Genomic DNA, 25,554 nt, shown 5'->3' with positions numbered 1-25,554 from the left:
TGCTTCTAGGCTAAGCCAGCGGCGTTTTTCAGGGCCTGAACCAGGGCATTGGGTCCCAGCTTCAGCTTGTAGGCGTTGTGTTTAAAGGCTTTGGCCCCGCGCATGGCCACTTCGGCGGCCCGCCGGAACGAGGCTTCGGTGGCTGGCTGGCCCACCAGCGCCTGCTCGGCCTCGGGCAAGCGCCAGGGCTTGTGGGCCACGCCGCCCATGGCCAGCCGGGCGGCCTTGATGGTCGAGCCCTCCAACTCCAGCGCCGCGGCCACCGACACCAGGGCGAAGGCGTAGGAAGCCCGCTCGCGCACTTTCAGGTAGTGCGCGTGCCGGGTAAAGGCGTTGTCGGGCACGTCCACGGCCACAATCAGCTCCCCGGGCTCCAGGTTGGTGTCGCGCTGCGGGGTGTCGCCGGGCAGGCGGTGCAGGTCGGCGAAGGCCAGGCGCCGTTCGCCGCGGGGACCGGTTACCAGCACGGCCGCATCCAGCGCGGCCAGGGCTACGCTCATGTCGGAAGGGTGCACGGCAATGCACTGGTCGGAGGCGCCGAAGATGGCGTGCATGCGGTTGTAGCCTTCGAGCGCCCCGCAGCCCGAGCCCGGCTCGCGCTTGTTGCAGGGCATGGCCAGGTCGTAGAAGTAGGGGCAGCGGGTGCGCTGCAGCATATTGCCGCCCACGGTGGCCATATTGCGCAGCTGCGGCGAGGCGCCCGCGCTCAGGGCCTGGGCCAGCAGCGGCAGCCGCTCCCGTACCAGCGCGTCTTCGGCCACGGCGCTGTTCAAGGCCAGCGCGCCAATGCGCAGGCCGCCGCTCTGCCGCTCGATGCGCGCCAGGGGTAAACTATTGATGTCGACCAGCCGCGGGGGCGCCATCACGCCGCGCTTCATCAGGTCGAGCAGGTTGGTGCCGCCGGCAATGAACTGCGCGCCCGGCTCGCGGCCGATGGCTTCGATGGCAGCCTTGGTCTTGCCGGCACGCACGTACTGGAACGGGTTCATACTGGTAGTTGGTGGTATGTAGTAAGTATTGGGACTAGGCAACTAGGGCTGGGTGCCCTGAGAGAGAGGAGGAAGAAGGTCGAAGCGGCGCCTGGGCGGCATCCAACTACTTACTACCAACTACCCAATACCCTTTACACCTTCTGCCCGCCGTTTTTCACTTCCTCAATGGCGGCCACGATGTTGGGGTAGGCCCCGCAGCGGCAGATGTTGCCACTCATGTACTCGCGGATTTCGGTTTCCGAGTCGGCGTGCCCCTCGCGGACGCAGGCCACCGCCGACATGATCTGCCCGGGGGTGCAGTAGCCGCACTGAAAGCCGTCGTGCTTCAGAAAGGCTTCCTGCATGGGGTGCAGCCGGTCACCCTCGGCCAGGCCCTCGATGGTGGTGATTTTTTTGCCTTCCTGCATCACGGCCAAGGTCAGGCAGGAGTTGATGCGCTGCCCATCCACGTGCACCGTGCAGGCCCCGCACTGGCCGTAGTCGCAGCCTTTCTTGGTGCCGGTGAGGTGCAGCTGCTCGCGCAGCAAGTCCAGCAGCGTGGTGCGCGGCTCCACCCGCAGCTTGTACTTTTTGCCGTTTACGTCGAGCTTGAGCGGGACCTGCTCGAAGGCCGCCGCTACCTTCTCGTCCCACTCGGCCGCCGCCGCCTGCACCACCGGGCCGGGGGTGAGGGCCAGGGCCGTGAGCACCGAAGTTTGCTTGAGGAAGGCTCGCCGGGCCTGGTCGTGCTGACCGGGTCCGGGGGGCGGGGAATCGGGCTGATCCTGGGCCATAGGGATAAGAAACGTGGGCGAAAAAGGTTGTACGCAGTCGATCAAGGGCGCGTTCGGCCGAGCTAGCGGAACCGCCACAGCGGCAGCGCCTCGCCGGCGGTAAACTGCTCCCGCTCGGCCGGCAGCTCCACGAATCCGTCGCAGTGCAGCAGGCTGGCCAGGTCCCCCGAGTTCTGGGTGCGCGCCAGGGGGTGAGCCAGCAGGCGGCCGTCGGGGGCGCTTGTCAGGCGTACCAGCAGGAAGTGGGTGAGGGGCGGGCGGAACGTCACGTCGGCGGCCAGCGCGGCGTAGTGGGCTGGCTCCGGCGCGGCCTGCGGCTGCTGCACGGCCCGCAGCCAGGGCTGCACGTAGCGGTAGAAATTCACGAACGACGACACCGGATTGCCGGGCAGGGCAAACACCACGGCCCCTTCCGGGTACTGCCCAAACCACAGCGGCTTGCCCGGCCGCTGCCGCACTTCGTGAAACAGCTCCCGGGTGCCGGCCTCGCGCAATGCCGCCGGCAGAAAGTCGGCCAGTCCCTTCGACACGCCGCCGCTGAGCACCAGCGCGTCGTAACCCCGCAGCAGGGCGGGCAGCTCGCGCCGCAGCACGGCCGGGTCGTCGTCGAAGTGAAATAAATCGGCCTCGGCGCCGGCGGCCTGCGCGGCGGCCTGCAGCATCAGCCCGTTGGAGCGCCGGATCTGGTGGGGCAGGGGCACCTGGCTGATGGCCACCAGCTCGTCGCCGGTACTCACCACGGCCAGCCGTGGCCGGCGCGTCACGGTTACCTCGGCCGCGCCCACGGTGGCGGCCACGGCCAGCTCGGCGGGGCCGAGGTGAGTGCCGGCAGGCAGCAGCAGCTCGCCCTGGTGGCGGTCGGTGGCCCGGCGGTGCACGTTGTGGCCCCGGGCGGGCGGCAGTACCTGCACCGTGGCCACGCGCCGGCCGTCGGCTTCTTCCCCGATGAGCAGGTCCTCGTAGCGAATCACCGTGTCGGTGCCCGGGGGCAGGGCCGCGCCGGTCATGATTTCGACGGCCGCCGCGGGGTTTTGCAGGGGCGCGGGCGGCTGGCCGGCCAGCTGCACGCGCTCCAGCCCGAACGCCCGCTGCCCCGCGGCCAGCGCCTCAAAAGCCAGGGCCACGCCGTCCATGGCCACGCGGTCGAAGGGCGGAAAGTCGCGGTCGGCGTGCAGGGGCTCGCGTAGCACCCGGCCTTGGGCCTGGGCCAGCGGCCGGGTTTCCGGGGGCAGCGGGCGGATGGTGGCAGCAATTAGGTAGGTGGCTTCGGCAACGGAAATCATGAATGCGGTAATTTGCGGGCGGAAAAAGCGGCGCGGCGACGGGGCCGCGCGTAGAGGCCCAACCGCCCCCGCGGCGCCGGGTTGGCGCCGGCGGCGGGTTAACTCGGCCGGAGCCCGCAACATACGCAGCCCGCCGGTGCCGGGCCGGCCGATTCTTTCCGCCGCCTTTCGTCTTTTCAGCCTGCACTCATGTCCGATTCCAAACTTACCCACCTCAACGCCGCCGGCCAGCCGGCCATGGTCGACGTGGGCCTGAAAGCCGTTACGCGCCGCGTGGCCCGCGCCCGCAGCCGGGTGGTGCTCGGGGCCGACATCCTGGCTTTGGTGCAGCAGGGCGACCTGCCCACCCGCAAGGGGCCCGTGTTTCAAACCGCCATCCTGGCCGGGGTGATGGGCGCCAAGCGCACCGCCGACCTGATTCCCCTCTGTCACCCCCTGGGCCTCGACGACTGCCAGATAACCATCGAAGTAGCCCCGCCCGACGCGGTGGTGATTGAGTGCACCGCCGTGGTCACGGGCAAAACCGGCGTCGAGATGGAGGCCCTCACCGGCGCCTCGGTGGCGGCCCTCACGGTGTACGACATGTGCAAGGCGCTGTCGCACGATATCGTCATCGAGCAGACGCGGCTGATCAGCAAAACCGGCGGCAAGCGCGACTTTCACCACCTCGATGCATAATCCAACCGAACCGGCTGCCCCGCACCGCAAGCACGCCACCCTCAGCCGGGCCGATCTAGGCGAGTTCGGCCGCCACGAGCTGGCTATTCTGGGCGCGCCCTGCGGCCTGATCAAGGAGCTGGCCGCCCGCCTCGCGGCCTCGCTGCCCGCGCTGGCCCTGGCTTACGTCGATGCCGACCACGCTGCCGGCGACGAGGCCGCTGAGGGCGGCAGCGGCGGGGCCGGGGCTCTGCTGCAGGCGGGCGCCGCGGCCGAGCTGACCGACAAGATTCACTTCACCCGCCTCGATTTGCGCCGGGGCTTCGAGCGGTTTGCCCAGCAGCAGTGGCTGGGCGGGCAGGACGTGGTGCTGGTCAACGGCAACCACTTCCGCGCCCGGCAGCAGGTGGCCATCGTCAGCGCCCAGAAGCCCCTGGAGAAAAAGCTCGACCGCCTCAGCGACGTGCAACTGGTGCTGCTGGAAGAGGGTCAGGCTGCGCTGCCCGGCTACCTGCAGGCCCACCTGCCCACCGCCGTGCCCGTGCTCAGCCTCGCCGACACCGCTGGCATTGCGGCCTGGCTGCAGCAGTGGTGGCAGCAGCGGCAGGCCCCGCTGCGCGGACTGGTGCTGGCCGGCGGGCGCAGCCAGCGCATGCGCGAAGACAAAAGCCGCCTGCGCTACCACGGCCGCGAGCAGCAGGAGCACGCCGCGGCCCTGTTGGCCCCCTTCTGCCAGGACGTGTGGGTGTCGTGCCGCCCCGAGCAGGCCGGCACCTTGCCCACCGGCCTACGGCCGCTGCCCGACCAGTTTCTGGACCTGGGCCCGATGGGCGGCATCCTCTCGGCCTTCCGCCACGACCCGAACGCGGCCTGGCTGGTAGTGGCCTGCGACCTGCCCTTTCTCTCGGCCGACACCCTCGATTACCTCGTGCGCCACCGCCACCCGGGCCGGGTAGCCACCGCCTTTCAGAGCCCCGACAACGAGTTTCCCGAGCCGCTCATCACCATCTGGGAGCCGCGCAGCTACCCGGCGGTGCTGCAGTTTCTGGCCCTGGGCTACTCCTGCCCGCGCAAGGTGCTCATCAACTCGGCCATCGAGCGGCTGCAGGCTCCTGCGCCGCCCGAGCTGCGCAACGTGAACACCCCCGAAGAGCGCGACGCCGCCCAACAAGAGCTAAGCCGCTGAGGCGCGGCTAACCAAAGCTGCTGGCGGGCGGAGACAAGCCCGGTTCGTTGGTGGCTGCCGACGAGAAGTACCGGCGGTGGGAAGTAGTATGCAAAGAGTAGCTAGTGGGATAGTGCAAAACCCACCGCCGGGGGCTTTGGGCGTTCAACCAGCACTTTGGATATAGGCAGTATTTACCCACTCCCTACCGAGACCCTACCCAGGCCGAAGCTCCGGCATAGGGAAAATACAATCATTGGTCAGGCAGCACCTAGTCAGGCTATAGCGGGAAGCGCATTTCTCAATAAGGCGCCGGAAGCCGGAAACGTGGGGGACGGCCTTAGCTGCCCGGCGGCCGGCAAGCCGCTGAACCCTGCATTCGAGTAGCTGCCCCGGCTAAGGGCCGAAACCGGCAAGGCCCCGCAGCAGGTTCGGCCGGTTGGGGTAGGCGCCGGCTGTGGCGAGGCGCTACCCGCAACGGCCCGCAAGGCTCAGGGGTGGGCCGCTACCCACACCGAGCCGTCCTCGTACTCCTCCTTTTTCCAGATGGGCACTACCTGCTTGAGCGTGTCGATGATGAACTGGCAGGCAGCAAACGACTCGGCGCGATGGGGGGTGGATACGGCCACCACCACGGCCACGTCGCCGATTTCGAGCGTGCCCTTGCGGTGCACCACGGCCACCTGCTGCAGCATGGGCCACCGCTCCCGGGCCTGCTCGGCCACGCGGCGCAGCTGGTGCAGGGCCATCTGGTCGTAGGCTTCGTAGTGCAGGCGTACCACCCGGCGGCCGGTGCTCTGGTTGCGGATGGTGCCGACGAAGGCGTTGACGGCCCCGGCCCCGTCGGCCTGCACGGCCTGCAGCACGGCGGCCACGTCGATGGGCCGGTCGATCAGATCAATTAACATTTATCAGTTAACATTTATCATTGATCAATCGGCCCGGAGACTTGAGCAATGAGAGGGAAGGAAGTCGGAGTTACGCAGACGGGAGCGGCGGGCCATACCTGCGGCCTGGGGCCCGGCGGGTGCAAGCCACGGGCGCTGGTCCTCTACACGGGTGCCGGGTTACAAGTAGGAAGGCGGGCTGGGTAGCGGCACTGATAAATGATCAATGCTAACTGATCAATGGCCTCAGCCGCCGCTGACGGGTGGAATCAGGGCTATTTCGTCGCGCTCGTGCAGCAGGGCGTCGGGCTCGGCATACTCGTTGTTGACGGCCACGGCCAGGCTGCTGAGCTGGGCCAGGGCTGGGTACTGCGCGCGTAGCTGGGTGAGCAGGCCGGCTACGGTCTGGCCCGCGGGCACGGCCAGCAGCTGCAGCTCGGGGCGGCCCACTATCTCGCGGGTGATGCCGAACAGGGCGATGGAGAGGTTCATGGCAAACGGGAAAGCAAAAGAAAAGCGGCCGACGGCGGCGCAAAGGTGAACACAAAACCGTTGTTGGCGTTCTTTGTGGCAGCTACCGCCCGCCTCCGGCGCGGTGCTCCCTTGATTCGCCCCGGTTTATGGCCCCCATGCCCACGCAGTTGTACGATGCCCACGGCCGCCCGCTGGAATACGTGCGTTTGGCCGTGACGGACCGCTGCAACCTGCGCTGCTTTTACTGCATGCCCGAGGAAGGCATCCGCTACGTGGCCCGCGAGCAGCTGCTGAGCTACGAGGAAATGACGCGGCTGGTGGGCTTGCTGGCCGGGCTGGGCGTGCGCAAGGTGCGCCTCACCGGCGGGGAGCCGTTCGTGCGCCGCGACCTGCTGCCCTTCATCGAGCAGCTCAGCCGCCTGCCGGGCATCGACGATTTGAGCCTGACCACCAACGGCGTGCTCACGGCCCCGCACGTGCCCGAGCTGGCACGGCTGGGCGTGCGCAGCGTCAACCTGAGCCTCGACACCCTCGACCGCGCCAACTTCCGGCGCATTACCCGCCGCGACGAGCTGCCCCAGGTGCTCGACACCCTGGAGGCCCTGCTGGCGGCCGGCATCGAGGTGAAAATCAACGCCGTGGTGATGGACGGGCAGAACACCGACGACTTGATTTCCCTGGCCGAGCTGGGCCGCCACCGGCCGGTGAGCGTGCGCTTCATCGAGGAAATGCCCTTCAACGGCGGCAGCCACGAGGCCACGCCCGCCACGCTGCCCTGGAACCACCGCCGCATCCGGGAGCACCTCGAAGCCCACTTCGGCCCGCTCACGCCGCTGCCCACCGCGCCCGGCGCCACCGCCGACGAGTACCGCATTGCCGGGCACCTGGGGCGGGTGGGCATCATCGCGGCCTACTCGCGCACCTTCTGCGGCAGCTGCAACCGCCTGCGCATCACGGCCGAGGGCGGCGTCAAAACCTGCCTCTACGACCAGGGCGTGCTCGACCTGCGCGCCCTGCTGCGCGGCGGCGCTTCCGATGCGGAAGTGGTGGCGGCCCTGGCCGCGGCCTTCCGCCACCGCGCCGCCAACGGCTTCGAGGCCGAGCAGCGCCGCCCGCTGCACCAGCTCAGCTTCGAGTCCATGTCGACTATCGGCGGGTAGCCGGGCCGGGGCTCAAAACATGGTGTTGGTATTGCGGGCTTCGGCCGGCACCACCTGCAGCACGTCCCAGTGCTCCACAATGCGGCCTTGCTCGTCGAAGCGGAAGATGTCGATGCCGGCCCAGTCCTGGTCGCCGGGCCAGTGCTGCAGGCAGTGCAGCACCACGTAGCTGCCCTCGGCCAGCACCCGCTTGATTTCTACCCGCTTGCCGGGGTACTCGCGCTGCATCCGCTCGAAGTAGTCGATAAAACCCTGCTTGCCGTCGGCCACGTGGGGATTGTGCTGGGTGTAGTCGGCCCCCACGTAGCGCGCCACGGCCTCGGCGGGCCGGCAGTCGTTGAACATCAGCTCGTAGAAAGCCACCGCGGTTTGCTTGTTGTGCTCCTGTGGGGTCATAGGTCCGAAGTAGTTGCTATTTGGCCTCAGCAGTAAGACGTTTTATCTCACCGCGGCGGGCAATATGCGGGTTAACTTGCCTGCATGAAAGCGCCGCCCCCCGCTATTGCCTACTACCTGCACGACTCGGTATTGGTGAAGACCAGCCTGGAGGAGGATAGGTTGGTGCTGGACCTTGAGCTGTACAGTATTTTTTATCCCAATGAGGCGGACGTCAAGCTTATTCTGTCGGGAATCAGCAACCTCCGGGAAGTAGCGGCCTTTCACCAGGAGGTGACCCGGCTCGGCAGCAAGCGAAGACCCAAAGCCGACCGGAAGTACAAGGGGCGCCTGGGCTACCGCATCAATTCGTTCGACTACGCCGCCGATGTGCCCTCCAGCAAGGGCCAGCTGCACCTGTATCTAGACGTAGACCACTTGGCGCCGCTCAATATTCGGTGCACCAAACTGGAGTTCGTGCCAGTAACCGAGTAGCACCTAGCGAACGAGCCGAATCGATACAGCGGGTTCAGAAACGGTACAGAGACGCATACTTACGTCTCCTCGGAACGATGCCGCTCTACTGGAGCGGACGACGAGACGCAAGTATGCGTCTCTACACGGGGTTGCACAGTCCGTAAAAACCGATACCCACTGCTGAGGCTTACTTGCCCAGGCCCACCCAGCCGCGCTGCATGGCGTAGTGCGTGGCCGTGCCCACCACCAAACCCACGAGGTAGCCGTAGGGCAGGCCCCAGCACAGCAAGCCCACCAGCAAGGCCACCAGCAAAGCCGGGCGCTGGTCGGCCACGTCGCGCAGCAGGGTGGCCAGGGTCAGGGCCTCGAACAGCAGCAGCACGCCCAGCACCGGCAGGGGGAAAATCTGCACCACCTGGGCAAAACCCTGGCTGAAGAACAGTCCCAGCGCCAGGAACAGCCCGCCGTAGAGCACCACTGAGCCGCCGGTGCGCGCCCCAAAGGCGTAGTGGCCCACCATGCCGCCCGAGCCGTGGCACACCGGAAAGCCGCCCAGAAACGGGTTCACCAAATTCATCAGGGCGTAGGTAAAGCTGATTTGCCGCACCGTGAGGCCGCGCTCGGGAAAGTAGTCGGCCGCTACCTGCCGGGTAGCCAGAATGGAGTTGCCCAGCGACAACGGAATCTGGGGCAAGGCCAGCAGCACGGCGCCGGTCAGGATGTCGGCGCGGGTGGGCACGTGCCAGCCGGGCAGGTGCAGGCCCACGGCGCGCTGGGCGGTGGCCAGGTCCAGCTTGAACAGCAGGGCGTATACCGCGCCGAGGCCGATGACCACCAGCGCGGCCGGCCAGCGGCGGTGGCCCAGCAGCAGCACCGTTACGGCAAAAGCCACGGCCGCCAGCGCGTAGCCGGGCAAGCCATCGGCCGAAACGTAGTCTTTGAGCGCCAGCGTGGCCAGCTGCAAAGCCAGCCCCAGCTGAATGCCGCGCACCACGGGCTTGGGCACCAGCCGCGCCAGCCCATCGATGAGTCCCGTGGCGGTGAGCAGGAGCATGGACGCGCCGATGGCCAGCCCGCCACCGAAGATGACGCGGCCGGGAATCTGCTGGGCAATGACCAGGGCGGCAAAAGCCTTGAGCGGCTGCACCGGCATGGGCAGGCCGTACCACAGCCCCGAAAACACCTGCATCAGCCCAAACATAATCAGGATGCCCGCGCTGTCGGCACCTGAAGCAGCCACCACGCCGATGAGCAGCGGCAGGTCGGTGCCCAGGTCGCCGAAGGCCCCGGCCAGCTCGTGGCGGTTGAAGCGCAGGCGCGGTCGGGCAGCGGCGGGCGGTGAATCGGTCAACAACGGATGCTTATTGGGTGGTGAGTAAGTCCGGCGGGCAGGCCAGCAGGCCGCCTTCCAGGTTGAGCAGGTTCTGGTGCCCGCACGCGGCTTGCAGGTGCGCTATGGCCTGGGCGCTGCGGGCCCCCGAGCGGCAGTACACCACCACGGGCTGGTCGTGGGGCACGGTGGCAGCTTGCTCGCTTAGCCGGCTCAGCGGCAGCAGCCGGGCGCCGGGCAGGTGGCCGGCGGCAAACTCGGCCGGCTCGCGCACGTCGAGCAGCAGGGGTGGGGCGGCCGAGGTCAGCAGGCCGGCCAGCTCAGCCGCCGAAATGCCGGCTGGGGCAGGTGCGCAGCCGGGGTCGGCGTAGTCGGCGGGGTTGGCCGTGTCGAGGTTGATGAGGCTGCGCTCGGGGTGGCGCGGAAAGCGCAGGGTGCGGCTCTGAAACGTCAGCGCGTCGATAACCCAGAGCCGGCCGCGGAGCACCTCGCCCAGATCAAGGATGACCTTGAGCGCCTCGGTGGCCTGGGCCGTGCCCACCAGGCCGGGCAGCACGCCCAGCACGCCGGTGGCGTCGCAGTTGGGGGCCTCGGCCGGGCCGGGTGGCTGCGCAAACAAGCAGCGGTAGGAGGGGCCGCCGCGGTAGTTGAACACCGACACCTGCCCCTCAAACTTGTAGATGGCCCCCGACACCAGCGGCTTGCCCAAACTCACGCAGGCGTCGTTGAGCAGGTAGCGGGTGGCAAAGTTGTCGGAGCCGTCCACCACCACGTCGTAGGCCGCCACTAGCGCGCGCACGTTGCCCGGTACCACGCGCACCGGGTAAACTTCGCAGTGCACCAGCGGGTTGAGGCGCTGCACAGCGCGGGCGGCCACTTCGGCCTTGAGCTGGCCCAGGTCGGCGGGACCGAAGAGGATCTGGCGCTGCAGGTTGCTCATTTCCACCCGGTCGGCGTCGGTTAAACCCAGGGTGCCCACGCCGGCGGCGGCCAGGTACTGCAGCACCGGGCAGCCCAGGCCGCCGGCGCCCACCACCAGCACCCGGGCGGCGCGCAGGCGCAGCTGCCCGGCCTCACCGATTTCGGCAAGCTGCAGGTGGCGGCGGTAGCGCTGGCGTTCGGCGGGGGTGAGCATGGGGGCAATCAGGGGGCAAAGATGAAGGCCAACGGGCAAATCGGCGGCGGGTTACGGACAACCGCTGCGGGCGGCAATGGTTGGCGGCCTTATTGATTGGGGCCGGCAAACAACGCCGGCCCCGGCGGGCGCGTAGGCAAGGCTTTGGCCGGCGCCTGCCCCGGGCAGGCCGCCGGCTGCTTCCTCAACCCTTTCACCGCCGCCAGTATGAGTGGAAACCCTACTTCTTCCGCGCCCGCGCTACCGGTGCCGCCCGGCCCCGTTACGCTGCGCATCAACGGCCAGAGCCACCAGCTGCAGCTCGCACCCTGGACTTCGCTGCTCGATGCCCTGCGCGAGTACGCCGGCCTGACGGGCACCAAGAAAGGCTGTGACCACGGCCAGTGCGGCGCCTGCACGGTGCTGGTCGACGGCAAGCGCATCAACAGCTGCCTCACGCTGGCGGTCCTGCAGGAAGGCGCCGACATCACCACCATCGAGGGGCTGGGCTCGGAGCACGCCCTGCACCCCCTGCAGCAGGCCTTTATCGACCACGACGCCTTTCAGTGCGGCTACTGCACGCCCGGCCAGATCTGCTCGGCCCAGGGCCTCATCAACGAGGGCAAGGCCCACACCGAAGACGAAATCCGGGAGCTGATGAGCGGCAACCTCTGCCGCTGCGGCGCCTACGCGGGCATTCTGGCGGCGGTGAAGGAAGTAGTCGATGGCAAGAGCTTGGAGCATGGAAATCGGAGCTGAGTGGCAGATGCCAAGCGGCGTCTCATGACCAATTCCAAGCGCTAACCTCTCACTGCTAAGCTCCAAACCATGAACCCCTTCACCCTTACCCGCGCCGTTTCGCCTGACGAGGCCGTGCGCGACTTCGCCGGGCACGAGCAGCCCGCCTACATCGGCGGCGGCACCAACCTGCTCGACCTGATGAAGGAAAACGTGGCCCGGCCCACGCACCTCGTCGGGCTCAACCAGCTGCCGCTGTCGGCCATCGAAACCACTGCGGACGGCGGCCTGCGCCTGGGCGCCACGGCCACCAACGCCGATACCGCCTGGCACCCCGAAGTGAAAAAGCGCTACCCGCTGCTCAACCAGGCCATCCTGGCCGGGGCCTCGCCGCAGCTGCGCAACATGGCCACCAACGGCGGCAACCTGCTGCAGCGGACCCGCTGCTATTACTTCTACGACCTGGCCACGCCCTGCAACAAGCGTGAGCCGGGCTCGGGCTGCTCGGCCATCGGCGGCTTCAACCGCATCCACGCCATCCTGGGCGCCTCCGAGCACTGCATTGCCACCCACCCCTCCGACATGTGCGTGGCCCTGGCCGCGCTGGAAGCCGTGGTGAACGTGCTGGGCCCCGACGGCGAGCGGCAGATCCGGTTCGAGGACTTCCACCGCCTGCCCGGCGATGCGCCCGAGCGCGACAATACCCTGCAGCCAGGGGAGCTGATTACCAGCATCGACCTGCCCGCGCAGGGTTTCGCCGGGCACTTCAGCTACCTCAAGCTGCGCGACCGGCAGAGCTACGCCTTCGCCCTGGTGTCGGTAGCGGCGGGGCTGGAGCTGGAGGGCACCACCATCAAGGCCGCCCGGCTGGCTTTGGGCGGCGTGGCCCACAAGCCCTGGCGCCGGTCCGAGGCCGAGCAGGCGCTGCTGGGCCAGCCGGCTACCGAGGAAAGCTTCCGCCGGGCGGCCGAGGCGCTGCTGGCCGGAGCCCAGGGCCAGGGTGCCAACGACTTCAAGATTGAGCTGGCCCGCCGCGCCGTGGCGCGGGCCCTGAAGCAGGCCGCCAGCGGCGAGCAGCGGGCATCCGACGTTTTTACCAACAGCAATCCATGAGCACCGAGAGCAACACCAAACACGTCGGCAAGGCGCCCAGCCGCGTCGAAGGGCCCCTGAAAGTGACGGGCCAGGCCCGGTACTCGGCCGAGTTTGCCGTGCCCGACCTCGCCTACGGCTACGTGGTGAGCAGCCCCATTGCCAAGGGCCGCATCAAGAAGATTCACGCCGACAAAGTACTGGCCCTGCCCGGCGTCATCCAGGTGTTTTCGCACGAGAACGTGCCCTCGCTGGCCTGGTTCGACCGCAGCTACAAGGACGACGTGGCCCCCGGCGGTTCGCCCTTCCGGCCCCTGCACGACGACGAAGTGAAGTTTAGTATGCAGCCCGTGGCGCTGGTGGTGGCCGATACCTTCGAGCTGGCCCGCTACGCGGCCAGCATCCTGGAAGTGGAGTACGCCGAAGCCCGGCACGAAACCGACATCGAGCAGCAGCGCGACGCGGGCCACGAGCCCGGCCGCGGCAAAACCGGCTACCAGCCGCCCGTGCGCCGCGGCAACGCCGACGACGGCCTCGGCAAGGCCGAGCACCGCATCCGGCAGGAGTACATCCACGGCGCGCAGCACCACAACCCCATGGAACTGTTCGGGGCCACGGTGCACTACCACCCCGACGGCAAGCTCACCATCTATGACAAGACTCAGGGCGTGTACAACTGCCAGCAGTACGTCATGAAGGTGTTCGGGCTGAGCAAGGACCAGGCCCGGGTGGTGAACCTGTTCATGGGCGGTGGCTTCGGCTCGGGTTTGCGCCCGCAGTACGAGCTGTTTCTGAGCGTGCTGGCGGCCCTGGAGCTGAAACGCTCGGTGCGCCTCTCGCTCACGCGCCAGCAAATGTTTTCCTTCGGCCACCGCCCGCACACGCTGCAAACCCTGGAGCTGGGCACCGGCCCCGACGGCGCCCTGCTGGGCCTGAAGCACTACGCCCTGCACGAAACCTCGCGCTTCGAGGAATACACCGAAAACGTGGTCAACTGGTCGGGCATGCTCTACCAGTGCCCCGACGTGCACCTGAGCTACCAAGTGGCCCCGCTCGACGTGTACACGCCCCTCGACATGCGCGCGCCCGGCGCGGCCACCGGCTCGTTTGCCCTGGAAGTAGCCATGGACGAAATGGCCTACGCGGCCGGCCTCGACCCCCTGGAATTCCGCCGCCGCAACTACGCCGACCACGACCAGAACAAAAAGGCGCCCTTCAGCAGCAAGAAGCTGCGCGAGGCCTACGACGAAGGCGCCCGCCGCTTCGGCTGGGACCAGCGCCCGATGGCCCCGCGCTCCATGCGCGAAGGCGGCAAGCTGGTGGGCTGGGGCGTGGCCGGGGGCGTGTGGGATGCTTCCATGCAGAAAGCCGCCGCCAAAGCCAGCATCACGGCCGACGGCCGGCTCACCGTAGCCAGCGCCGCCGGCGAAAACGGCACCGGCACCTACACCATCATGACGCAGATTGCGGCCGAAACCCTGGGCTTGCCCCTGGAAGCCGTAACCTTCCGCCTCGGCGACACCAACCAGCCCGAAGCCCCACTGCAGGGCGGTTCCTGGACGGCCGCCTCGGTGGGCACCGCCGTGAAAAACGCCTGCGAGGCCCTGGGCGAAAAGCTGCTCAAGCTGGCCCAACAGATGACCGACTCTCCCCTAAAAGGCGCCAAGCTCGAGGACGTGGAGTTTACCAACGGCCAGATTCGGCGGCGGCTGGCGCCCGAGCAGGCGGTGGTGCTGCGCGACGTGCTGCAAACCAGCGGCGAGCGGGAAATAGAGGCCGAATCATCGGCCATGCCCAACCCGCTGAATATGCAGCAGTTTTCCATGCACTCCCACAACGTGGTGTTCGTGGAGGTGAAGGTAGACGAGGAGCTGGGCACGGTGCAGGTGTCGCGGGTGCTGAACGTGGTGGCTGCCGGCCGCATTCTCAACCAGAAAACGGCCCGCTCGCAGGTGCTGGGCTCCATCGTGTGGGGCATCAGCATGGCCCTGATGGAGGAAACCGTGATGGACCACCGCTTCGGCCGCTACATGAACCACAACTACGCCGAGTACCACGTGCCCACCAACGCCGACATCCGCGACATCGAGGTGCATTTCGTGGAGGAGGAAGACCCGCACGTGAACCCGCTGGGCGTGAAAGGCATCGGCGAAGTGGGTATGCTGGGCGTGGCCGCCGCCGTTACCAACGCCGTGTACCACGCCACCGGCAAGCGTATCCGTCAGCTCCCGATTTACCTGGATAAGCTGCTGTAACCGCAGTGGCTGGAGCAGCAACGCAAACGCCCCGGAACCGCAGCGGTTTCGGGGCGTTTGCGTTTATTATCTGGAGTTTTGGCAAGTAGCTAAATGAGCATCAGGTTCAGGTCAATACTGGTTTATAATATAGGTGCTATCAATAAAATGTTGGAATATGTATTTTCGTTTAACATGATGACTGCTGATTGGCTATTGCTCGATATTTTTCTGGTCAAACAGAAATTGCTTGAAGTTATTAATCATTAACAGGTATTCGTTTTTTGAAAAAACTAGATTGTTAATCTTGTCGAACCATTCTACGATGGTGCCAACCTTCTCAGCCTCCCATTCGCTTGTCTTGTCAAGGCCAACCCTTTGCCATTGGATTGTGTCACCGCAATTTTTGATTTCAGCAACGATTAGCGTGCAGGAAAAATCATTGTCTTCGGGACACATTAAGATTGGGCATATTTTTGTTTCTCCTTCACCTGGAATAATGCGTCTCCAAACGACCTCCTTTTCATCCTCCCTATCCAGCCAAGGAACAAGTGTAGGAATTAGCCCGCGGTACATTTGGTTGGGGTATTGCTCGTCGAGCTTTCTATCTAGCCAAACGCCATCAATGTAGTAATTCATGAAGTCAGGGTTTCCTTCATAGTTACTGTTGTCTAATAATCCTTGTATACTATTCATCGTTTATTACCCAAGAGAGCTTCGCATTTAGGCCGCCGTTATGTACGGCTTCGGGTGAACGTTGTTAATTGTTTTTACAGGCTGCAACGCAATGTAAATGATCTGCACTGCTGGCACAATATGCCATGTCTCATAACCGGTGGAGCGCGTTCAAATTGCCTGCGCCCGCCGCTTCGCCAGAAACGCCCGCGCCGCGGCCAGCTCCGGGCGGTTGGCGCCGGGTGCGTTGGCTACCTCGGTCAGTTGCTGGTAGTAGCGGCGCGCCTGGTCCGGCTGGCCGGCCCGCTCGGCCGCTAGCGCCGCGCCGTACAGCCCGTTGAAGCGGTTGGGGTGCTGGCGCAGGTCGGCTTGGTAGGCTTGCAGGGCTTCGTCGGGGCGGTTCAGCTCCAGCAGCATATCGGCCAGCAGCTCCCGGGCGGGCAGGACCTCACCGGGCGTCACGGGGTGCTTTTCGGTGCGGTCTTCCAGGTCGGCAGCCTGCTGCATCAACGCCAGGGCCTGAGCGGGCTGGCCCTCGGCGAGGCGCAGCCAGGCCGTGGCGGCGTGCCGCTGAATCTGCACCTGGTCGGCCTTGTACTGGTCCTGCTGAGCCAGCAAGACCCCGTGGAGGCGCGCCAGCTCGGCCAGCTCGCGGCGGGCCGAATCGGGCTGGCCGAGGCGGGCGTAACCCAGGCCGCGGGCAAAGCGCACGATGGCCGCCTGCCAGGGATACTGCTCCCAGCTGAGGTGCCTGGAGCGCAGGGGTAGGCGAGTGGCCTCGGCCCACAGCCGGTTTTCGAGCACGTAGCGCGCCGGTACGGCGGCCAAGGCGTAGGCCACCTTGAAGTTTACCGGCTCCACCCGCTGCAGGGTGTCGAGGTAGCGCCACTGGTCCCGGGCCTGCCGGTTGTCGCCGCGCTGCAGGTAGGCGTAGGCGAGGTAATCGAGGCCGTGCAGCTCTTCGTCCCAGTGGCCCTGAATGCCGGCGCTTTCGGCGTAGCAGCGGGCTGCGGTGGTGGCCGCCAGGTTGGAGGCAATGCAGTCGGACCACAGCCCCAGCCGGGTGAAGATGTGCGAGGGCATGTGCAGGGCGTGCGCCGACGATGGGGCCACCGCCGCGTATTGGCGGGCGGCCGGCAGCCCCAGCGCGGCCAGCTCGGGGTAGTCGTAGGTGTGAATGAGGTAGTGCACGATACCCGGGTGGTTCGGCTGGCCGGGGTACAGCGCCTGCAGCAGGGCCCCGGCTTTTTTCTGCTGGCGGTAGGTTTTGTCGGCCGGGTCGGCGGCGGCGTTCAAAGCCAGGGCGTAGAAGACGGCGGCCTCGCGGTCCTGCGGGAAATCGGCGTGCACGCGCGCCATGGCCTGCTCAAACCGCCGGCTGCGGCTGCGATGGTCGGTGCTCGGCCAGTCCTGGTAAAACGCGGCCAGCGCCTCGATGTAGGCCGCTTCCCGGCTTGATTTGCCGCTCAGGCGCCGGGCCAGGGCAATAGCCCGGGCGCCCTTAGTGAGTTCCGGCGGGGTGGGCGGCGTCCAGAGCGGGTGGTAGCTGCTCATGGCCACGCCCCAGTAGGCCATGGCGCAGCCCGGCTCCCGGGCAATGATGCCGGCAAATACCTTCTCGGCCTCGTCGTACTCGAAGGAGTGCAGCAGGGCCAGCCCCAGGTTGAAGTCGGCCTGCACCGCCTGGCCGCAGGACGTGGCGAAGGTTGCCGAGCCCAGCTGCCGGTCGGCGGGGCCGCAGAGCGCGAGGTTGCCCCGCTTCAGGTCGATGGCGCGGATTTCGGCGGCCGTAGGCGTGCGGCCGGAGTCGCGGCAGGCGGGCAGCAGCCCACCGGCCAGCAGGAGCAGGACCAACCAATGCTTCATGACCGCGGGGGAAGGGGAATGAAAGATGCTGCCCTATTTCTCGCCCTGCACCACCACCGTGCCGTAGTCCAGCGCCGCGCTTTTATCCTGGCAGAGCTGGTCGACCTGCGCAAACACGTCCCGCTTGATTTTCTCGCGGGTGGCCTCATCGGCCTTGCTGAGCGCGGCTACCACCGGGGCGGCCACCTCGTTCATAAACGGCCAGTACTGCTCGTTGGTGCCGCAGCGCAGCTTGCCGGTTACCTCGCGTTCGTTCACATTGCGGAAGCCCGCCTGCTTCAGCAGGTCGGCCAGCATGCCCGGGCTGCCGCAGCGGAACATGCCGGGCGCGCCGGGCGGCGGGGCGGGCAGCTCCAGGTGGCGGTTGATGGTGCCCATGATGGCGGTAATCCAGGCGTTTTTGGCGGGCACGCTCCACACCGCGGCGGCCAGGCGCCCGCCGGGCTTGAGCACTCGCTGCATTTCGCGGGCCGCCAGCAGCATGTCGGGAAAGAACATGAAGCCGAAGCGGCAGCTCACCGCGTCGAAGGTCTCGTCGGGGAAGGGCAGCTCGCACACGTCGCAGGCCACGGTTTCGTAGTTGCGGATGCCGCGGGCCCGGGCCTTGTCGCGGGCCACGTCGAGCATGCCCTCGGCCAGGTCGGTGATGACGACTTTGCCGTCGCGGGCCAGCGTGGCGATGCTCAGGCCCGGTTCGCCGGTGCCGGCGGCCACGTCGAGCACCAGGTCGGTGGGCTTCACGTGCAGGGAGCGGATGATTTCCTCGCCCATGGGCCGCAGCCAGTCCATGGTGAAGTCGTCCCACTTGCGCCAGCCAGCCGAAAACTTGTTCCAGGTCGCTTTCTGCTGCTCGCGGATTTCTTCGAGTTGGGTGTTCATAGCTTGGGAGTTGGTTGTAAACCTTCGGCCCGCCGGACGCGGGGAGGGAAGGGAAAGGGCTTTAAAGGGGGCGAGGACGGGCTGACGAAGTCAGGGCAGAAGCCGTTGCCGGCAAGCCGGAATGACGGACCGGGGCGGCCGGGGCATGGGCCGGGTCGGGCGCAGTTCAGTAACCAGAAGGTAACAGGAAAATCGGGAAAAGTGAATATTGCTCGGCCGCGGGGCCGTGGCCTGGTCCCGCCCGCCGGGCGCGAGTCGGGCCGCTGAATCCCGGGGTTTGGGAGGTGGCGTGCCGGCTGCGAGCGGGCCCGGGCACAACCGCCCACCGCGGGCCGGCGTACTGCCCGAGGTCGGCTGCCCAACCAGCCGGGGCACCCCGCGCCGCTTACTTCCCGCATTCATGACCGAACTTCAACGCCTGCTGGCCGCCTACGACGAAAACCGCGCCGCCGGCCGCGCCTGCGCCCTGGCCACGGTGGTCGAGGTCGAAGGCTCGGCTTACCGCCGCCCCGGCGCCCGCATGCTCGTCACCGACGACGGCCGGCTCACCGGCGCCATCAGCGGCGGCTGCCTCGAGGGCGACGCCCGCCAGCGCGCCTGCCAGGCCCTGCAGCGCCGCCAGCCCGTGCTGGTCACCTACGACACCGCCGACGAAGACGACCCCCGCCACGGCCTGGGGCCCGGCTGCCAGGGCGTGGTGCGCATCCTGCTCGAGCCGCTCGACTTCCAGGACCCCGACAACCCCCTGGAGCTGCTGCGCGGCTTTGCCCGCCACCCCGAGCCGGCCGTGCTGGCCACCGTGTTTCGCTGCGCCGCCGGCCAGGCCCTGGCCGAGCTGGGCCAGCGCCTGCTGCTGCTGCCCGACGGCCAGGTGCGCGGCTCGGTGCTCGACAACCTCGACCTCACCGCCCGCCTGCGCCACGCCGCCGACCAGGCCCTGGCGCAGAACCACTCGCTCATCGGCGACTACCCCGGCCCCGGCGGCGGCACCGTGCGCGTGTTTCTGGAAGTGCTGCGTCCCCCGCTGCACCTCACCGTGTACGGCGCCGGCAACGACGCCCAGCCGCTGGTGCGCCTGGCCGCCGCGCTGGGCTGGCACGTAACGGTGGTAGACGGGCGCCCGCGCCTGGCCGCCGCCGAGCGGTTTCCCGAGGCGGCCGCGGTGCGCGTAGTGCCGCTGGCCGAGGTGCCCGCCCTGCCGCTCGCGGCCGACTACGCCGTGCTGCTGAGCCACAACTACGCTTACGACTACGCCGTGCTGCACCGCCTGCTGCACGCGCCCACGCCCTACCTCGGGCTGCTGGGACCGCGCAGCAAGGCCACCCGCCTGCTCGCGGAGCTGAGCGCGGCCGAGCCCGCCGCCGAGGCCCGGCTGGCCGGCCGCCTCTACAGCCCCGTGGGCCTCGATGTGGGCGCCGAAACCCCCGAGGAAATTGCCCTGTCCATCGTGGCCGAAATCCAGGCCGTGCTGGCGGGGCGGCCCGCGGGCTTTCTGCGCCACGCCGCCGGTCCCGTGCACGCCGCCCGCCTGCCCGTGTCGTGCTAGCCGCCGCGCCCGACTTCGTGGCGGTGCTGCTGCTGGCTGCCGGGGCTTCCAGCCGCATGGGCCGCCCCAAGCAGCTGCTGCCCTACCGCGGCCGCAGCCTGCTGCGCCACGCCGCCGAAACCGCCGTGGCCGTGGGCTGCGGGCCGGTGCTGCTGGTAACCGGGGCCGAGCACGAAACGCTGCTGCCGGAAGTGGCCGGCCTGCCCGTGCAGGTCGTGCCCAACGCCGCCTGGGCCGAGGGGCTGAGCAGCTCGATTCGGGCGGGGCTGGCGGCCGCCGAAGCCCTGCCCGGCCGCTGCCGGGGCGTGCTCATCGTGCTGGCCGACCAGCCCCTGGTAACCCCCGCCCTGCTCGGGCAGCTGGTAGCGCTGCATCGCCAAAGTGCCCGCCCCATCGTGGCGGCGGCCTACGACGACGGGCTGGGCGTGCCGGCGCTGTTCGGGGCCGAGGTGTTTGCCGAGTTGCGCGCCCTGCGCGGGGCCGCCGGCGCCCGGCATTTGTTGGCCGCCAACCCCGGCCGGGTGCAGCCGCTGCCCGGCGCCGCTGCCCTGCTCGACGTGGATACCCCTGCCGACTACGCGCGGCTGCTGGCCGGCCCACCCGCGTCGTAGCGCGCGGGCGGGGTAGCTGCCTCTCGCAATGCGCTGCCGCCGGGCGCCGCGACCGATTGCATTCTGCCAATAGGCCGCCGGTAGTCTCCGGCTATACTGCGGCTATACTCCGTCTATACTCCCTCTATTCTTTCCGTATTCCTGGTGGGCGCTGCCCGCAGGCATGACCTTAGCATTATTCGGGGAAGCGCGTGGCCTCTTCGCCTCCGGTGGGCAATTGCAACGGGGCAGCAGTAAATACATAATCGAACTGACCGGGGTCTGGAATTCGGCTCTGGGCTGGTCGGTAACGGGGCCGGAAAGCCGGGAAAAGCACCCGCCGGGCATTAGGTAGAATGCAAATGGCTGACTTACCTTGTAGCCCCGTTCCGCTTCCTTCCGCCCGGTTGCCGGCCACCCACTGCCACCCGGATACCCGAGCTACCTACCTGCCCACCCCGGGGAGCTGCCACCGCATTTCCCTGACTTAGCCTCTTTTCTTCGTGCAAAGCACCCTCTTCGTGCTGGGCCTGCTGCTGACCCTGGCCGGGCCGGCCGCGCAGGCGCAGACGGCCGCGGCCGACAGCAGCCTATTGGCGGCGGCCGTGCAGCAGGCCCGCGGGCAGTACGCCCGCACCGTCCGCAACGAGTCGTACCTGTACAGCGGCTCGGAGTACGTGAACTACCACGAGAGCTACGTGGCAGGCCACCAGTTCTTTCTCTCGACCGAGGACAGCCCCGGCGTGGTCGACTACGACGGGGCGGTGTACGCCGTGCCGCTGCGCTACGACATGCGCCTCGACCAGGTAGTGCTCAAGTACCCCGGCGTGAACTTGTACCTGAAGCTGGTGCCCGAGAAGGTGCGCCGCTTTGCCGTGCACAATCACACCTTCGTGCGCCTCGCGGCCGACACGCTGGCCGGCTCGCCCATCAAAACCGGCTTCTACGACCTGCTCCACGAGGGGCGGGTGCAGCTGCTGGCGCGCCGGGTGAAGTACCTGCAAACCAAGACCACGCCCGACGGCCCCACCGGCGAGTACCAGCTGGTAACCGAGTTCTACGCCCGCCAGGGCGGGGGCTACCGGGCCCTGAGCGGTAAAAAAGCGGTGCTGGAGCTGTTTCCGGCCCGCAAGGCCGAGCTGCAGAAGTTCATCCGCGACAACCAGCTCAAGTTCAACAAGAAGACCAAGGAAGCCGCCATCGTTGCCCTGGTGAAGTACGGCGATGCGCTTTAATTCCGATAGCATGAGGCTTGATTTCTGGCCGACCGGCGCCGCGGCGCCGGCCCGCACCGTATTTGCGTGGCTGCCGCGGGCGGCGCTGCTGGCGTTGCTGCTGAGCACCGCCGCCCACGCCCAGCAAACCCCGGCGGCCCAGGCCCCGCTCATCAGCGCCAACCTCGACAGCGTGCGCTTCGATGAGTTTGTGCGTCGGGTGGAGGCCCAGACCCCGCACCGCTTTTACTTCGAGGCCGAGGCCGTGGACTCGCTGCGCATCAGCCTGCATGTGCAGCAGCAGCCCCTGGCCCAGGTGCTGGAGCGGGCCCTGCAACCCAGCGGCCTCAAGTTCGCCATCGACGCGCACCGGCGCATCTACATCACCCGCGGCGCGGCGGTGCTCACCGATTTGCCCGAGCACTACCAGCTGCCCTCGGCCGACAGCCCGGTAGCCGGTCTCGCGCCCGACGACGCGGCCCTGCTTTCGTCGACCGCGGCGGCCCGCCGCCGCCGGGCTGCCGCCGAGCAGAAGCTGGTGGAGGTGGGCACGGGCCAGCCCGACAAAAGCCGGCCCACGCTGGCGGGCTACATCCGCGACCTGAAAACGGGTGAGGGCGTGGCCGGCGCCACCGTGTTTATCGAGTCGCCGCCCACCGGGGCCAGCACCGACCAGTTCGGCTTCTACTCGCTCACGCTGCCGGCCGGACGCCACGAGGTGCGCGTGCGCGGCATCGGCCTCAAGAGCACCCGCCGCCAGGTGCTGCTGCGCGCCGACGGCAAGCTCGACATCGACGTGGAGGAGGACATCACCCCGCTCAAGGAGGTGGTCATCGAGGGCAACAAGGACGCCAACGTGGCCCGGGTGCAGATGGGGGTGGAGAAGCTCGACATCAAGACCATCCGGCAGGTGCCCACGGCCTTCGGCGAAACCGACATTCTGCGCGTGGTGATGACCTTGCCGGGCGTGAAGTCGGTGGGGGAGGGCAGCACCGGCATGAACGTGCGCGGCGGGGCCACCGACCAGAACCTGATTTTGCTCAACGACGCGACCATCTTCAACCCCTCGCACCTGTTCGGCTTTTTCTCGGCCTTCAACCCCGACATGCTGCGCTCGGTGGAGCTGCACAAGAGCGTGGTGCCCGCCCGCCACGGCGGCCGCCTCTCCTCGGTGCTCGACATTGCCACCCGCGACGGCAACAAAAAGGAGTTTGGCGGGGCCGGCGGCATCGGTTTACTTTCCAGCCGCCTCACCCTGGAGGGGCCGCTGGCCAAGGACCGCAGCGCCTTTTTGGTGGGCGGGCGCACCTCGTACTCCGACTGGTTGCTGCAGAAGCTGCCCAACCGCAGCCTGCGCGAAAGCGCGGCCTCGTTCTACGACCTGAACGCCCACCTCACCCACGAGCTCAACGAACGCAACACCTTTTACGCCACCGGCTACCTGAGCCGCGACAAGTTCAAGCTGGCCAGTGATACGCTCTACGCCTACCGCAACCTGGCCGGCAGCCTGAAGTGGAAGCACGTGTTCAACAACCAGCTCTACGGCGTGGTGACGGCCACCCACAGCGGCTACGAGTACGACATTGCCAGCGAGAAAAACCCGGTCAACGCCTCGGAGCTGAGCTACGGCATCAAGCAAACCGGGCTGCGCGCCGACGTGAACTACTTCCAGAGCAACCGGCACACGCTGGACTTCGGTGCGAGCACGCTGCTCTACAACGTGCAGCCCGGCCAGATCAAGCCCCGGGGCGCCGAGTCGCTGATTGGCCGCGACGTGCTGGCGCGCGAGCGGGCCGTAGAAAGCGCCGTGTACGCCGCCAGCCTGCTCGACCTGACGCCGCGCCTGGCCATTTCGCTGGGGCTGCGCTACTCCCTGTTCAACGCCCTGGGCCCCCGGCAGGTGTACGAGTACCTGCCCGGCGTGAGCCGCTCGACCAGCACCATTGCCGACACGCTGGACTACCGCGGCGGGCAGGTGCTGGCCACCCACCACGGCCCCGAGTACCGCGTCTCGGCCAAGTACGCGCTGACCGACAACTCCTCGGTGAAGCTGGGCTTCGGGCGCATGCGCCAGTACCTGCACATGCTTTCCAACACGGCCTCGATGTCGCCCACCGACATCTGGAAGCTCAGCGACAACAACATCCGCCCGCAGGTGGGCGACCAGGTGTCCTTGGGCTACTACCGCAACTTCAAGCGCAACACCATCGAAACCTCGGTGGAGGCCTACTACAAGCGCACGAAGGACTTCGTGGACTACAAGAGCGGCGCCTCGCTGATTCTGAACCACACCATCGAAACCGACGTGGTGAATGCCCGCGGCGAGGCCTACGGGGTGGAGGTGCTGGTGAAAAAGCTCACCGGCAAGCTCAACGGCTGGGTCAGCTACACCTACTCCCGCTCCCTGGTGCAGCTGAACCCGCCCGTGGTAGCCGACCGCATCAACGGCGGGCGCTGGTACCCCAGCAACTTCGACAAGCCCCACGACTTCACCCTGATCGGCAACTACCGCTTCAACCGTCGGTTCAGCGCCTCGCTCAACTTCAACTACAGCACCGGCCGCCCCATCACGCTGCCGCTGGCCAAGTACTACGTGGGCAACTCCATGCGCGTGTACTACTCCGAGCGCAACGCCTACCGCGTACCCGACTACTACCGCGCCGACTTCGCGCTCAACATCGAGGGCAACCACAAGGTGAAAAAGCTGGCCCACAGCTCCTGGACGGTGTCGGTGTACAACCTGACGGGCCGCAAGAACCCGTACTCCATCTACTTCCGGGCCGAAAACGGCCGCATCAACGGCTATCAGCTGTCCATCTTCGGCCAGCCCATTCCCACCGTCACCTACAACTTCAAGTTTTAGCATGAAAGGCAAGCTGTCCTTGATTTCCCGGCTGCTGCTGGGCGCGGTGCTGGTGCTGCTGGCCGGCTGCGTGGAGCCCTTCAACCCCAAGGTGAAAAACGCCTCGGCCAACCTGCTGGTGGTCGATGGCTTCATCAACAGCCAGGGCGTGTCGACCATCAAACTCTCGCGCACCATCAACCTGGACGTAAACCGCCTGCCCCCGCCCGAGCCGCGGGCCGTGGTGTTCATCGAGGCCGAGGGCGGCGCCCAGTACAACCTCACCGAGGGGTTGCCCGGCACCTACTCCTCGCCGGCGCTGACGCTGGACCCCGGCAAAAAGTACCGCCTGCGCTTCACCACCGCCGCCGGCAAGGTCTACGCCTCCGACTTTGTGGCCGTGAAAACCACCCCGGAAATCGACCGCGTGAGCTGGGAAGCGCTGCCCACCGGCCTGCAGCTGAGCGTGAGCACCCACGACCCGCAGAACCAGACCCGCTACTACCGCTGGGACTACGACGAAACCTGGGAGTTTACCTCCGCCTTCAATGCCTACCTGGAATGGCGCAACAACCAGGTGCAGCGGCGCACCGACAACATCTACCGCTGCTGGACGTCGGAGAAGTCGACCCCTATTCGGCTGGGCAACAGCCTGCGCCTGACCCAGGACGTCATTGCCAACCAGCCGCTGGCCGTGTTGCCGCCCAACTCACTGAAGCTGCGCTACAAGTACACCGTGAACGTGCGCCAGTACGCCCAGAGCGCCGAGGAGTACGCCTACTGGGACAACCTGCGCAAGAACACCGAGAACATCGGCACCCTGTTTGACCCGCTGCCCAGTCAGCTCACCGGCAACGTGCGCAGCCTGAGCAACGCCGACGAGCCGGTCATCGGCTACGTGGGTGCCTTCTCCGTGGCCGAGAAGCGCCTGTTCATCACCCGCGGCGAGCTGCCCCGCAGTTGGGACCCGCTCACCGGCTACGAAGACTGCATCGACATCGACACGGTGCTGGTCCGCGACATGCCCGATATCTTCGGCGGCGGCAACTACGTCCCGCTCGAGCCACTGTACAACTTCCGCAACCAGATCTGGGCCTACCAGGCCGCCGTTACCGATTGCGTGGACTGCCGCCGCCGCGGCACCAACGTGCAGCCGCCGTTCTGGCAATAGCCCATGACCCTGAACCGCCC

At 67.3% G+C, this 25,554-nt stretch carries 23 protein-coding genes; 12 read left to right on the top strand and 11 right to left on the bottom strand.

Going from position 1 to position 25,554, the window contains the following annotated elements; all coding sequences use genetic code 11:
• Window positions 1-5: 5 nt before the first annotated feature.
• The 3 genes from ACE191_RS07540 to ACE191_RS07530 form a co-directional block, all read right to left on the bottom strand.
• Window positions 6-989, bottom strand: coding sequence for an FAD binding domain-containing protein (locus ACE191_RS07540; protein ID WP_400191580.1), 984 nt, complete (start codon window positions 987-989; stop codon window positions 6-8).
• Window positions 990-1,123: 134 nt separating this feature from the next.
• Window positions 1,124-1,765, bottom strand: coding sequence for a (2Fe-2S)-binding protein (locus ACE191_RS07535; protein WP_400191579.1), 642 nt, complete (start codon window positions 1,763-1,765; stop codon window positions 1,124-1,126).
• A gap of 62 nt (window positions 1,766-1,827) precedes the next feature.
• Window positions 1,828-3,048, bottom strand: a complete 1,221-nt coding sequence (locus ACE191_RS07530) for a molybdopterin molybdotransferase MoeA (RefSeq protein ID WP_400191578.1) — start codon at window positions 3,046-3,048, stop codon at window positions 1,828-1,830.
• Between the two features lie 189 nt (window positions 3,049-3,237).
• Between ACE191_RS07530 and moaC the strand changes: the two genes are divergently transcribed.
• Window positions 3,238-3,726, top strand: coding sequence for a cyclic pyranopterin monophosphate synthase MoaC (gene moaC, locus ACE191_RS07525; RefSeq protein ID WP_400191577.1), 489 nt, complete (start codon window positions 3,238-3,240; stop codon window positions 3,724-3,726).
• On the top strand, window positions 3,719-4,891 hold the full coding sequence (locus ACE191_RS07520; protein WP_400191576.1) for an NTP transferase domain-containing protein: 1,173 nt from the start codon (window positions 3,719-3,721) through the stop codon (window positions 4,889-4,891). Before moaC ends, ACE191_RS07520 begins: the two co-directional genes overlap by 8 nt.
• 470 nt (window positions 4,892-5,361) lie before the next feature.
• Here the strand turns inward: ACE191_RS07520 and ACE191_RS07515 are convergent, their stop codons facing one another.
• Together ACE191_RS07515 and moaD are read right to left on the bottom strand one after the other, a co-directional pair.
• Complete coding sequence (locus ACE191_RS07515) at window positions 5,362-5,778, bottom strand: molybdenum cofactor biosynthesis protein MoaE (protein ID WP_400191575.1); 417 nt, start codon at window positions 5,776-5,778, stop codon at window positions 5,362-5,364.
• A 225-nt stretch (window positions 5,779-6,003) separates the two neighbouring features.
• Window positions 6,004-6,249 carry a molybdopterin converting factor subunit 1 gene (gene moaD / locus ACE191_RS07510; RefSeq protein WP_400191574.1) on the bottom strand — a complete coding sequence of 82 codons (246 nt, stop codon included), beginning with the start codon at window positions 6,247-6,249 and terminating at the stop codon, window positions 6,004-6,006.
• Window positions 6,250-6,386: 137 nt separating this feature from the next.
• On the opposite strand from moaD, the gene moaA reads away from it, so the two are divergent.
• A complete protein-coding gene (gene moaA / locus ACE191_RS07505) occupies window positions 6,387-7,391 on the top strand; it encodes a GTP 3',8-cyclase MoaA (RefSeq protein WP_400191573.1) in 1,005 nt (334 codons plus the stop codon).
• 12 nt (window positions 7,392-7,403) lie between these two features.
• On the opposite strand, the gene ACE191_RS07500 is transcribed toward moaA, so the two are convergent.
• Complete coding sequence (locus ACE191_RS07500) at window positions 7,404-7,787, bottom strand: nuclear transport factor 2 family protein (RefSeq protein ID WP_400191572.1); 384 nt, start codon at window positions 7,785-7,787, stop codon at window positions 7,404-7,406.
• 84 nt (window positions 7,788-7,871) lie between these two features.
• Here ACE191_RS07500 and ACE191_RS07495 point away from each other — a divergent pair, with 84 nt between their 5' ends.
• A complete protein-coding gene (locus tag ACE191_RS07495; RefSeq protein ID WP_400191571.1) occupies window positions 7,872-8,261 on the top strand; it encodes a hypothetical protein in 390 nt (129 codons plus the stop codon).
• Between the two features lie 169 nt (window positions 8,262-8,430).
• Here ACE191_RS07495 and ACE191_RS07490 read toward each other — a convergent pair whose 3' ends face one another.
• The gene (locus ACE191_RS07490; protein ID WP_400191570.1) at window positions 8,431-9,597 is read right to left on the bottom strand and encodes a putative sulfate/molybdate transporter; all 1,167 of its coding nucleotides are present in this window, start codon (window positions 9,595-9,597) and stop codon (window positions 8,431-8,433) included.
• Between the two features lie 7 nt (window positions 9,598-9,604).
• Complete coding sequence (moeB, locus tag ACE191_RS07485; protein WP_400191569.1) at window positions 9,605-10,708, bottom strand: molybdopterin-synthase adenylyltransferase MoeB; 1,104 nt, start codon at window positions 10,706-10,708, stop codon at window positions 9,605-9,607.
• Window positions 10,709-10,915: 207 nt separating this feature from the next.
• Here moeB and ACE191_RS07480 point away from each other — a divergent pair, with 207 nt between their 5' ends.
• From ACE191_RS07480 to ACE191_RS07470, 3 genes are all read left to right on the top strand, one after another.
• Entirely contained in the window at window positions 10,916-11,446 is a 531-nt protein-coding gene (locus ACE191_RS07480; RefSeq protein WP_400191568.1) for a (2Fe-2S)-binding protein, read from the top strand.
• 69 nt (window positions 11,447-11,515) lie between these two features.
• The gene (locus tag ACE191_RS07475) at window positions 11,516-12,538 is read left to right on the top strand and encodes an FAD binding domain-containing protein (protein ID WP_400191567.1); all 1,023 of its coding nucleotides are present in this window, start codon (window positions 11,516-11,518) and stop codon (window positions 12,536-12,538) included.
• The gene (locus tag ACE191_RS07470; protein WP_400191566.1) at window positions 12,535-14,772 is read left to right on the top strand and encodes a xanthine dehydrogenase family protein molybdopterin-binding subunit; all 2,238 of its coding nucleotides are present in this window, start codon (window positions 12,535-12,537) and stop codon (window positions 14,770-14,772) included. The genes ACE191_RS07475 and ACE191_RS07470 overlap by 4 nt, the downstream gene beginning before the upstream one ends.
• 192 nt (window positions 14,773-14,964) lie before the next feature.
• Here the strand turns inward: ACE191_RS07470 and ACE191_RS07465 are convergent, their stop codons facing one another.
• From ACE191_RS07465 to ACE191_RS07455, 3 genes are all read right to left on the bottom strand, one after another.
• Window positions 14,965-15,390, bottom strand: coding sequence for a hypothetical protein (locus ACE191_RS07465; RefSeq protein WP_400191565.1), 426 nt, complete (start codon window positions 15,388-15,390; stop codon window positions 14,965-14,967).
• A gap of 207 nt (window positions 15,391-15,597) precedes the next feature.
• The gene (locus tag ACE191_RS07460; protein ID WP_400191564.1) at window positions 15,598-17,292 is read right to left on the bottom strand and encodes a tetratricopeptide repeat protein; all 1,695 of its coding nucleotides are present in this window, start codon (window positions 17,290-17,292) and stop codon (window positions 15,598-15,600) included.
• A gap of 33 nt (window positions 17,293-17,325) precedes the next feature.
• Window positions 17,326-18,171 carry a class I SAM-dependent methyltransferase gene (locus ACE191_RS07455; protein ID WP_400191563.1) on the bottom strand — a complete coding sequence of 282 codons (846 nt, stop codon included), beginning with the start codon at window positions 18,169-18,171 and terminating at the stop codon, window positions 17,326-17,328.
• A 400-nt stretch (window positions 18,172-18,571) separates the two neighbouring features.
• Here ACE191_RS07455 and ACE191_RS07450 point away from each other — a divergent pair, with 400 nt between their 5' ends.
• From ACE191_RS07450 to ACE191_RS07430, 5 genes are all read left to right on the top strand, one after another.
• Window positions 18,572-19,717 (top strand): XdhC family protein, encoded by a 1,146-nt coding sequence (locus ACE191_RS07450; protein ID WP_400191562.1) that lies wholly within the window; start codon window positions 18,572-18,574, stop codon window positions 19,715-19,717.
• Entirely contained in the window at window positions 19,711-20,328 is a 618-nt protein-coding gene (locus ACE191_RS07445; protein ID WP_400191561.1) for an NTP transferase domain-containing protein, read from the top strand. Before ACE191_RS07450 ends, ACE191_RS07445 begins: the two co-directional genes overlap by 7 nt.
• A gap of 482 nt (window positions 20,329-20,810) precedes the next feature.
• The gene (locus tag ACE191_RS07440; protein WP_400191560.1) at window positions 20,811-21,542 is read left to right on the top strand and encodes a hypothetical protein; all 732 of its coding nucleotides are present in this window, start codon (window positions 20,811-20,813) and stop codon (window positions 21,540-21,542) included.
• Between the two features lie 10 nt (window positions 21,543-21,552).
• A complete protein-coding gene (locus tag ACE191_RS07435; protein WP_400191559.1) occupies window positions 21,553-24,384 on the top strand; it encodes a carboxypeptidase-like regulatory domain-containing protein in 2,832 nt (943 codons plus the stop codon).
• 1 nt (window position 24,385) lies between these two features.
• Window positions 24,386-25,534 carry a DUF4249 domain-containing protein gene (locus ACE191_RS07430; RefSeq protein ID WP_400191558.1) on the top strand — a complete coding sequence of 383 codons (1,149 nt, stop codon included), beginning with the start codon at window positions 24,386-24,388 and terminating at the stop codon, window positions 25,532-25,534.
• Window positions 25,535-25,554: the final 20 nt, after the last annotated feature.

The sequence above is a fragment of the Hymenobacter sp. B81 genome (genome assembly GCF_044628455.1).
Taxonomy (GTDB): Bacteria; Bacteroidota; Bacteroidia; order Cytophagales; family Hymenobacteraceae; genus Solirubrum.
Note: the sequence above shows the minus strand (reverse complement) of the source record. Positions and strands in the feature narration are given on the sequence as shown.

Coding starts and splice junctions, on each gene's coding strand:
- ACE191_RS07540 (WP_400191580.1), bottom strand. CDS start 989: ATGAACCCGTTCCAGTACGTGCGTGCCGGCAAGACCAAGGCTGCCATC.
- ACE191_RS07535 (WP_400191579.1), bottom strand. CDS start 1,765: ATGGCCCAGGATCAGCCCGATTCCCCGCCCCCCGGACCCGGTCAGCAC.
- ACE191_RS07530 (WP_400191578.1), bottom strand. CDS start 3,048: ATGATTTCCGTTGCCGAAGCCACCTACCTAATTGCTGCCACCATCCGC.
- moaC (WP_400191577.1), top strand. CDS start 3,238: ATGTCCGATTCCAAACTTACCCACCTCAACGCCGCCGGCCAGCCGGCC.
- ACE191_RS07520 (WP_400191576.1), top strand. CDS start 3,719: ATGCATAATCCAACCGAACCGGCTGCCCCGCACCGCAAGCACGCCACC.
- ACE191_RS07515 (WP_400191575.1), bottom strand. CDS start 5,778: ATGTTAATTGATCTGATCGACCGGCCCATCGACGTGGCCGCCGTGCTG.
- moaD (WP_400191574.1), bottom strand. CDS start 6,249: ATGAACCTCTCCATCGCCCTGTTCGGCATCACCCGCGAGATAGTGGGC.
- moaA (WP_400191573.1), top strand. CDS start 6,387: ATGCCCACGCAGTTGTACGATGCCCACGGCCGCCCGCTGGAATACGTG.
- ACE191_RS07500 (WP_400191572.1), bottom strand. CDS start 7,787: ATGACCCCACAGGAGCACAACAAGCAAACCGCGGTGGCTTTCTACGAG.
- ACE191_RS07495 (WP_400191571.1), top strand. CDS start 7,872: ATGAAAGCGCCGCCCCCCGCTATTGCCTACTACCTGCACGACTCGGTA.
- moeB (WP_400191569.1), bottom strand. CDS start 10,708: ATGCTCACCCCCGCCGAACGCCAGCGCTACCGCCGCCACCTGCAGCTT.
- ACE191_RS07480 (WP_400191568.1), top strand. CDS start 10,916: ATGAGTGGAAACCCTACTTCTTCCGCGCCCGCGCTACCGGTGCCGCCC.
- ACE191_RS07475 (WP_400191567.1), top strand. CDS start 11,516: ATGAACCCCTTCACCCTTACCCGCGCCGTTTCGCCTGACGAGGCCGTG.
- ACE191_RS07470 (WP_400191566.1), top strand. CDS start 12,535: ATGAGCACCGAGAGCAACACCAAACACGTCGGCAAGGCGCCCAGCCGC.
- ACE191_RS07465 (WP_400191565.1), bottom strand. CDS start 15,390: ATGAATTACTACATTGATGGCGTTTGGCTAGATAGAAAGCTCGACGAG.
- ACE191_RS07460 (WP_400191564.1), bottom strand. CDS start 17,292: ATGAAGCATTGGTTGGTCCTGCTCCTGCTGGCCGGTGGGCTGCTGCCC.
- ACE191_RS07455 (WP_400191563.1), bottom strand. CDS start 18,171: ATGAACACCCAACTCGAAGAAATCCGCGAGCAGCAGAAAGCGACCTGG.
- ACE191_RS07450 (WP_400191562.1), top strand. CDS start 18,572: ATGACCGAACTTCAACGCCTGCTGGCCGCCTACGACGAAAACCGCGCC.
- ACE191_RS07435 (WP_400191559.1), top strand. CDS start 21,553: ATGAGGCTTGATTTCTGGCCGACCGGCGCCGCGGCGCCGGCCCGCACC.
- ACE191_RS07430 (WP_400191558.1), top strand. CDS start 24,386: ATGAAAGGCAAGCTGTCCTTGATTTCCCGGCTGCTGCTGGGCGCGGTG.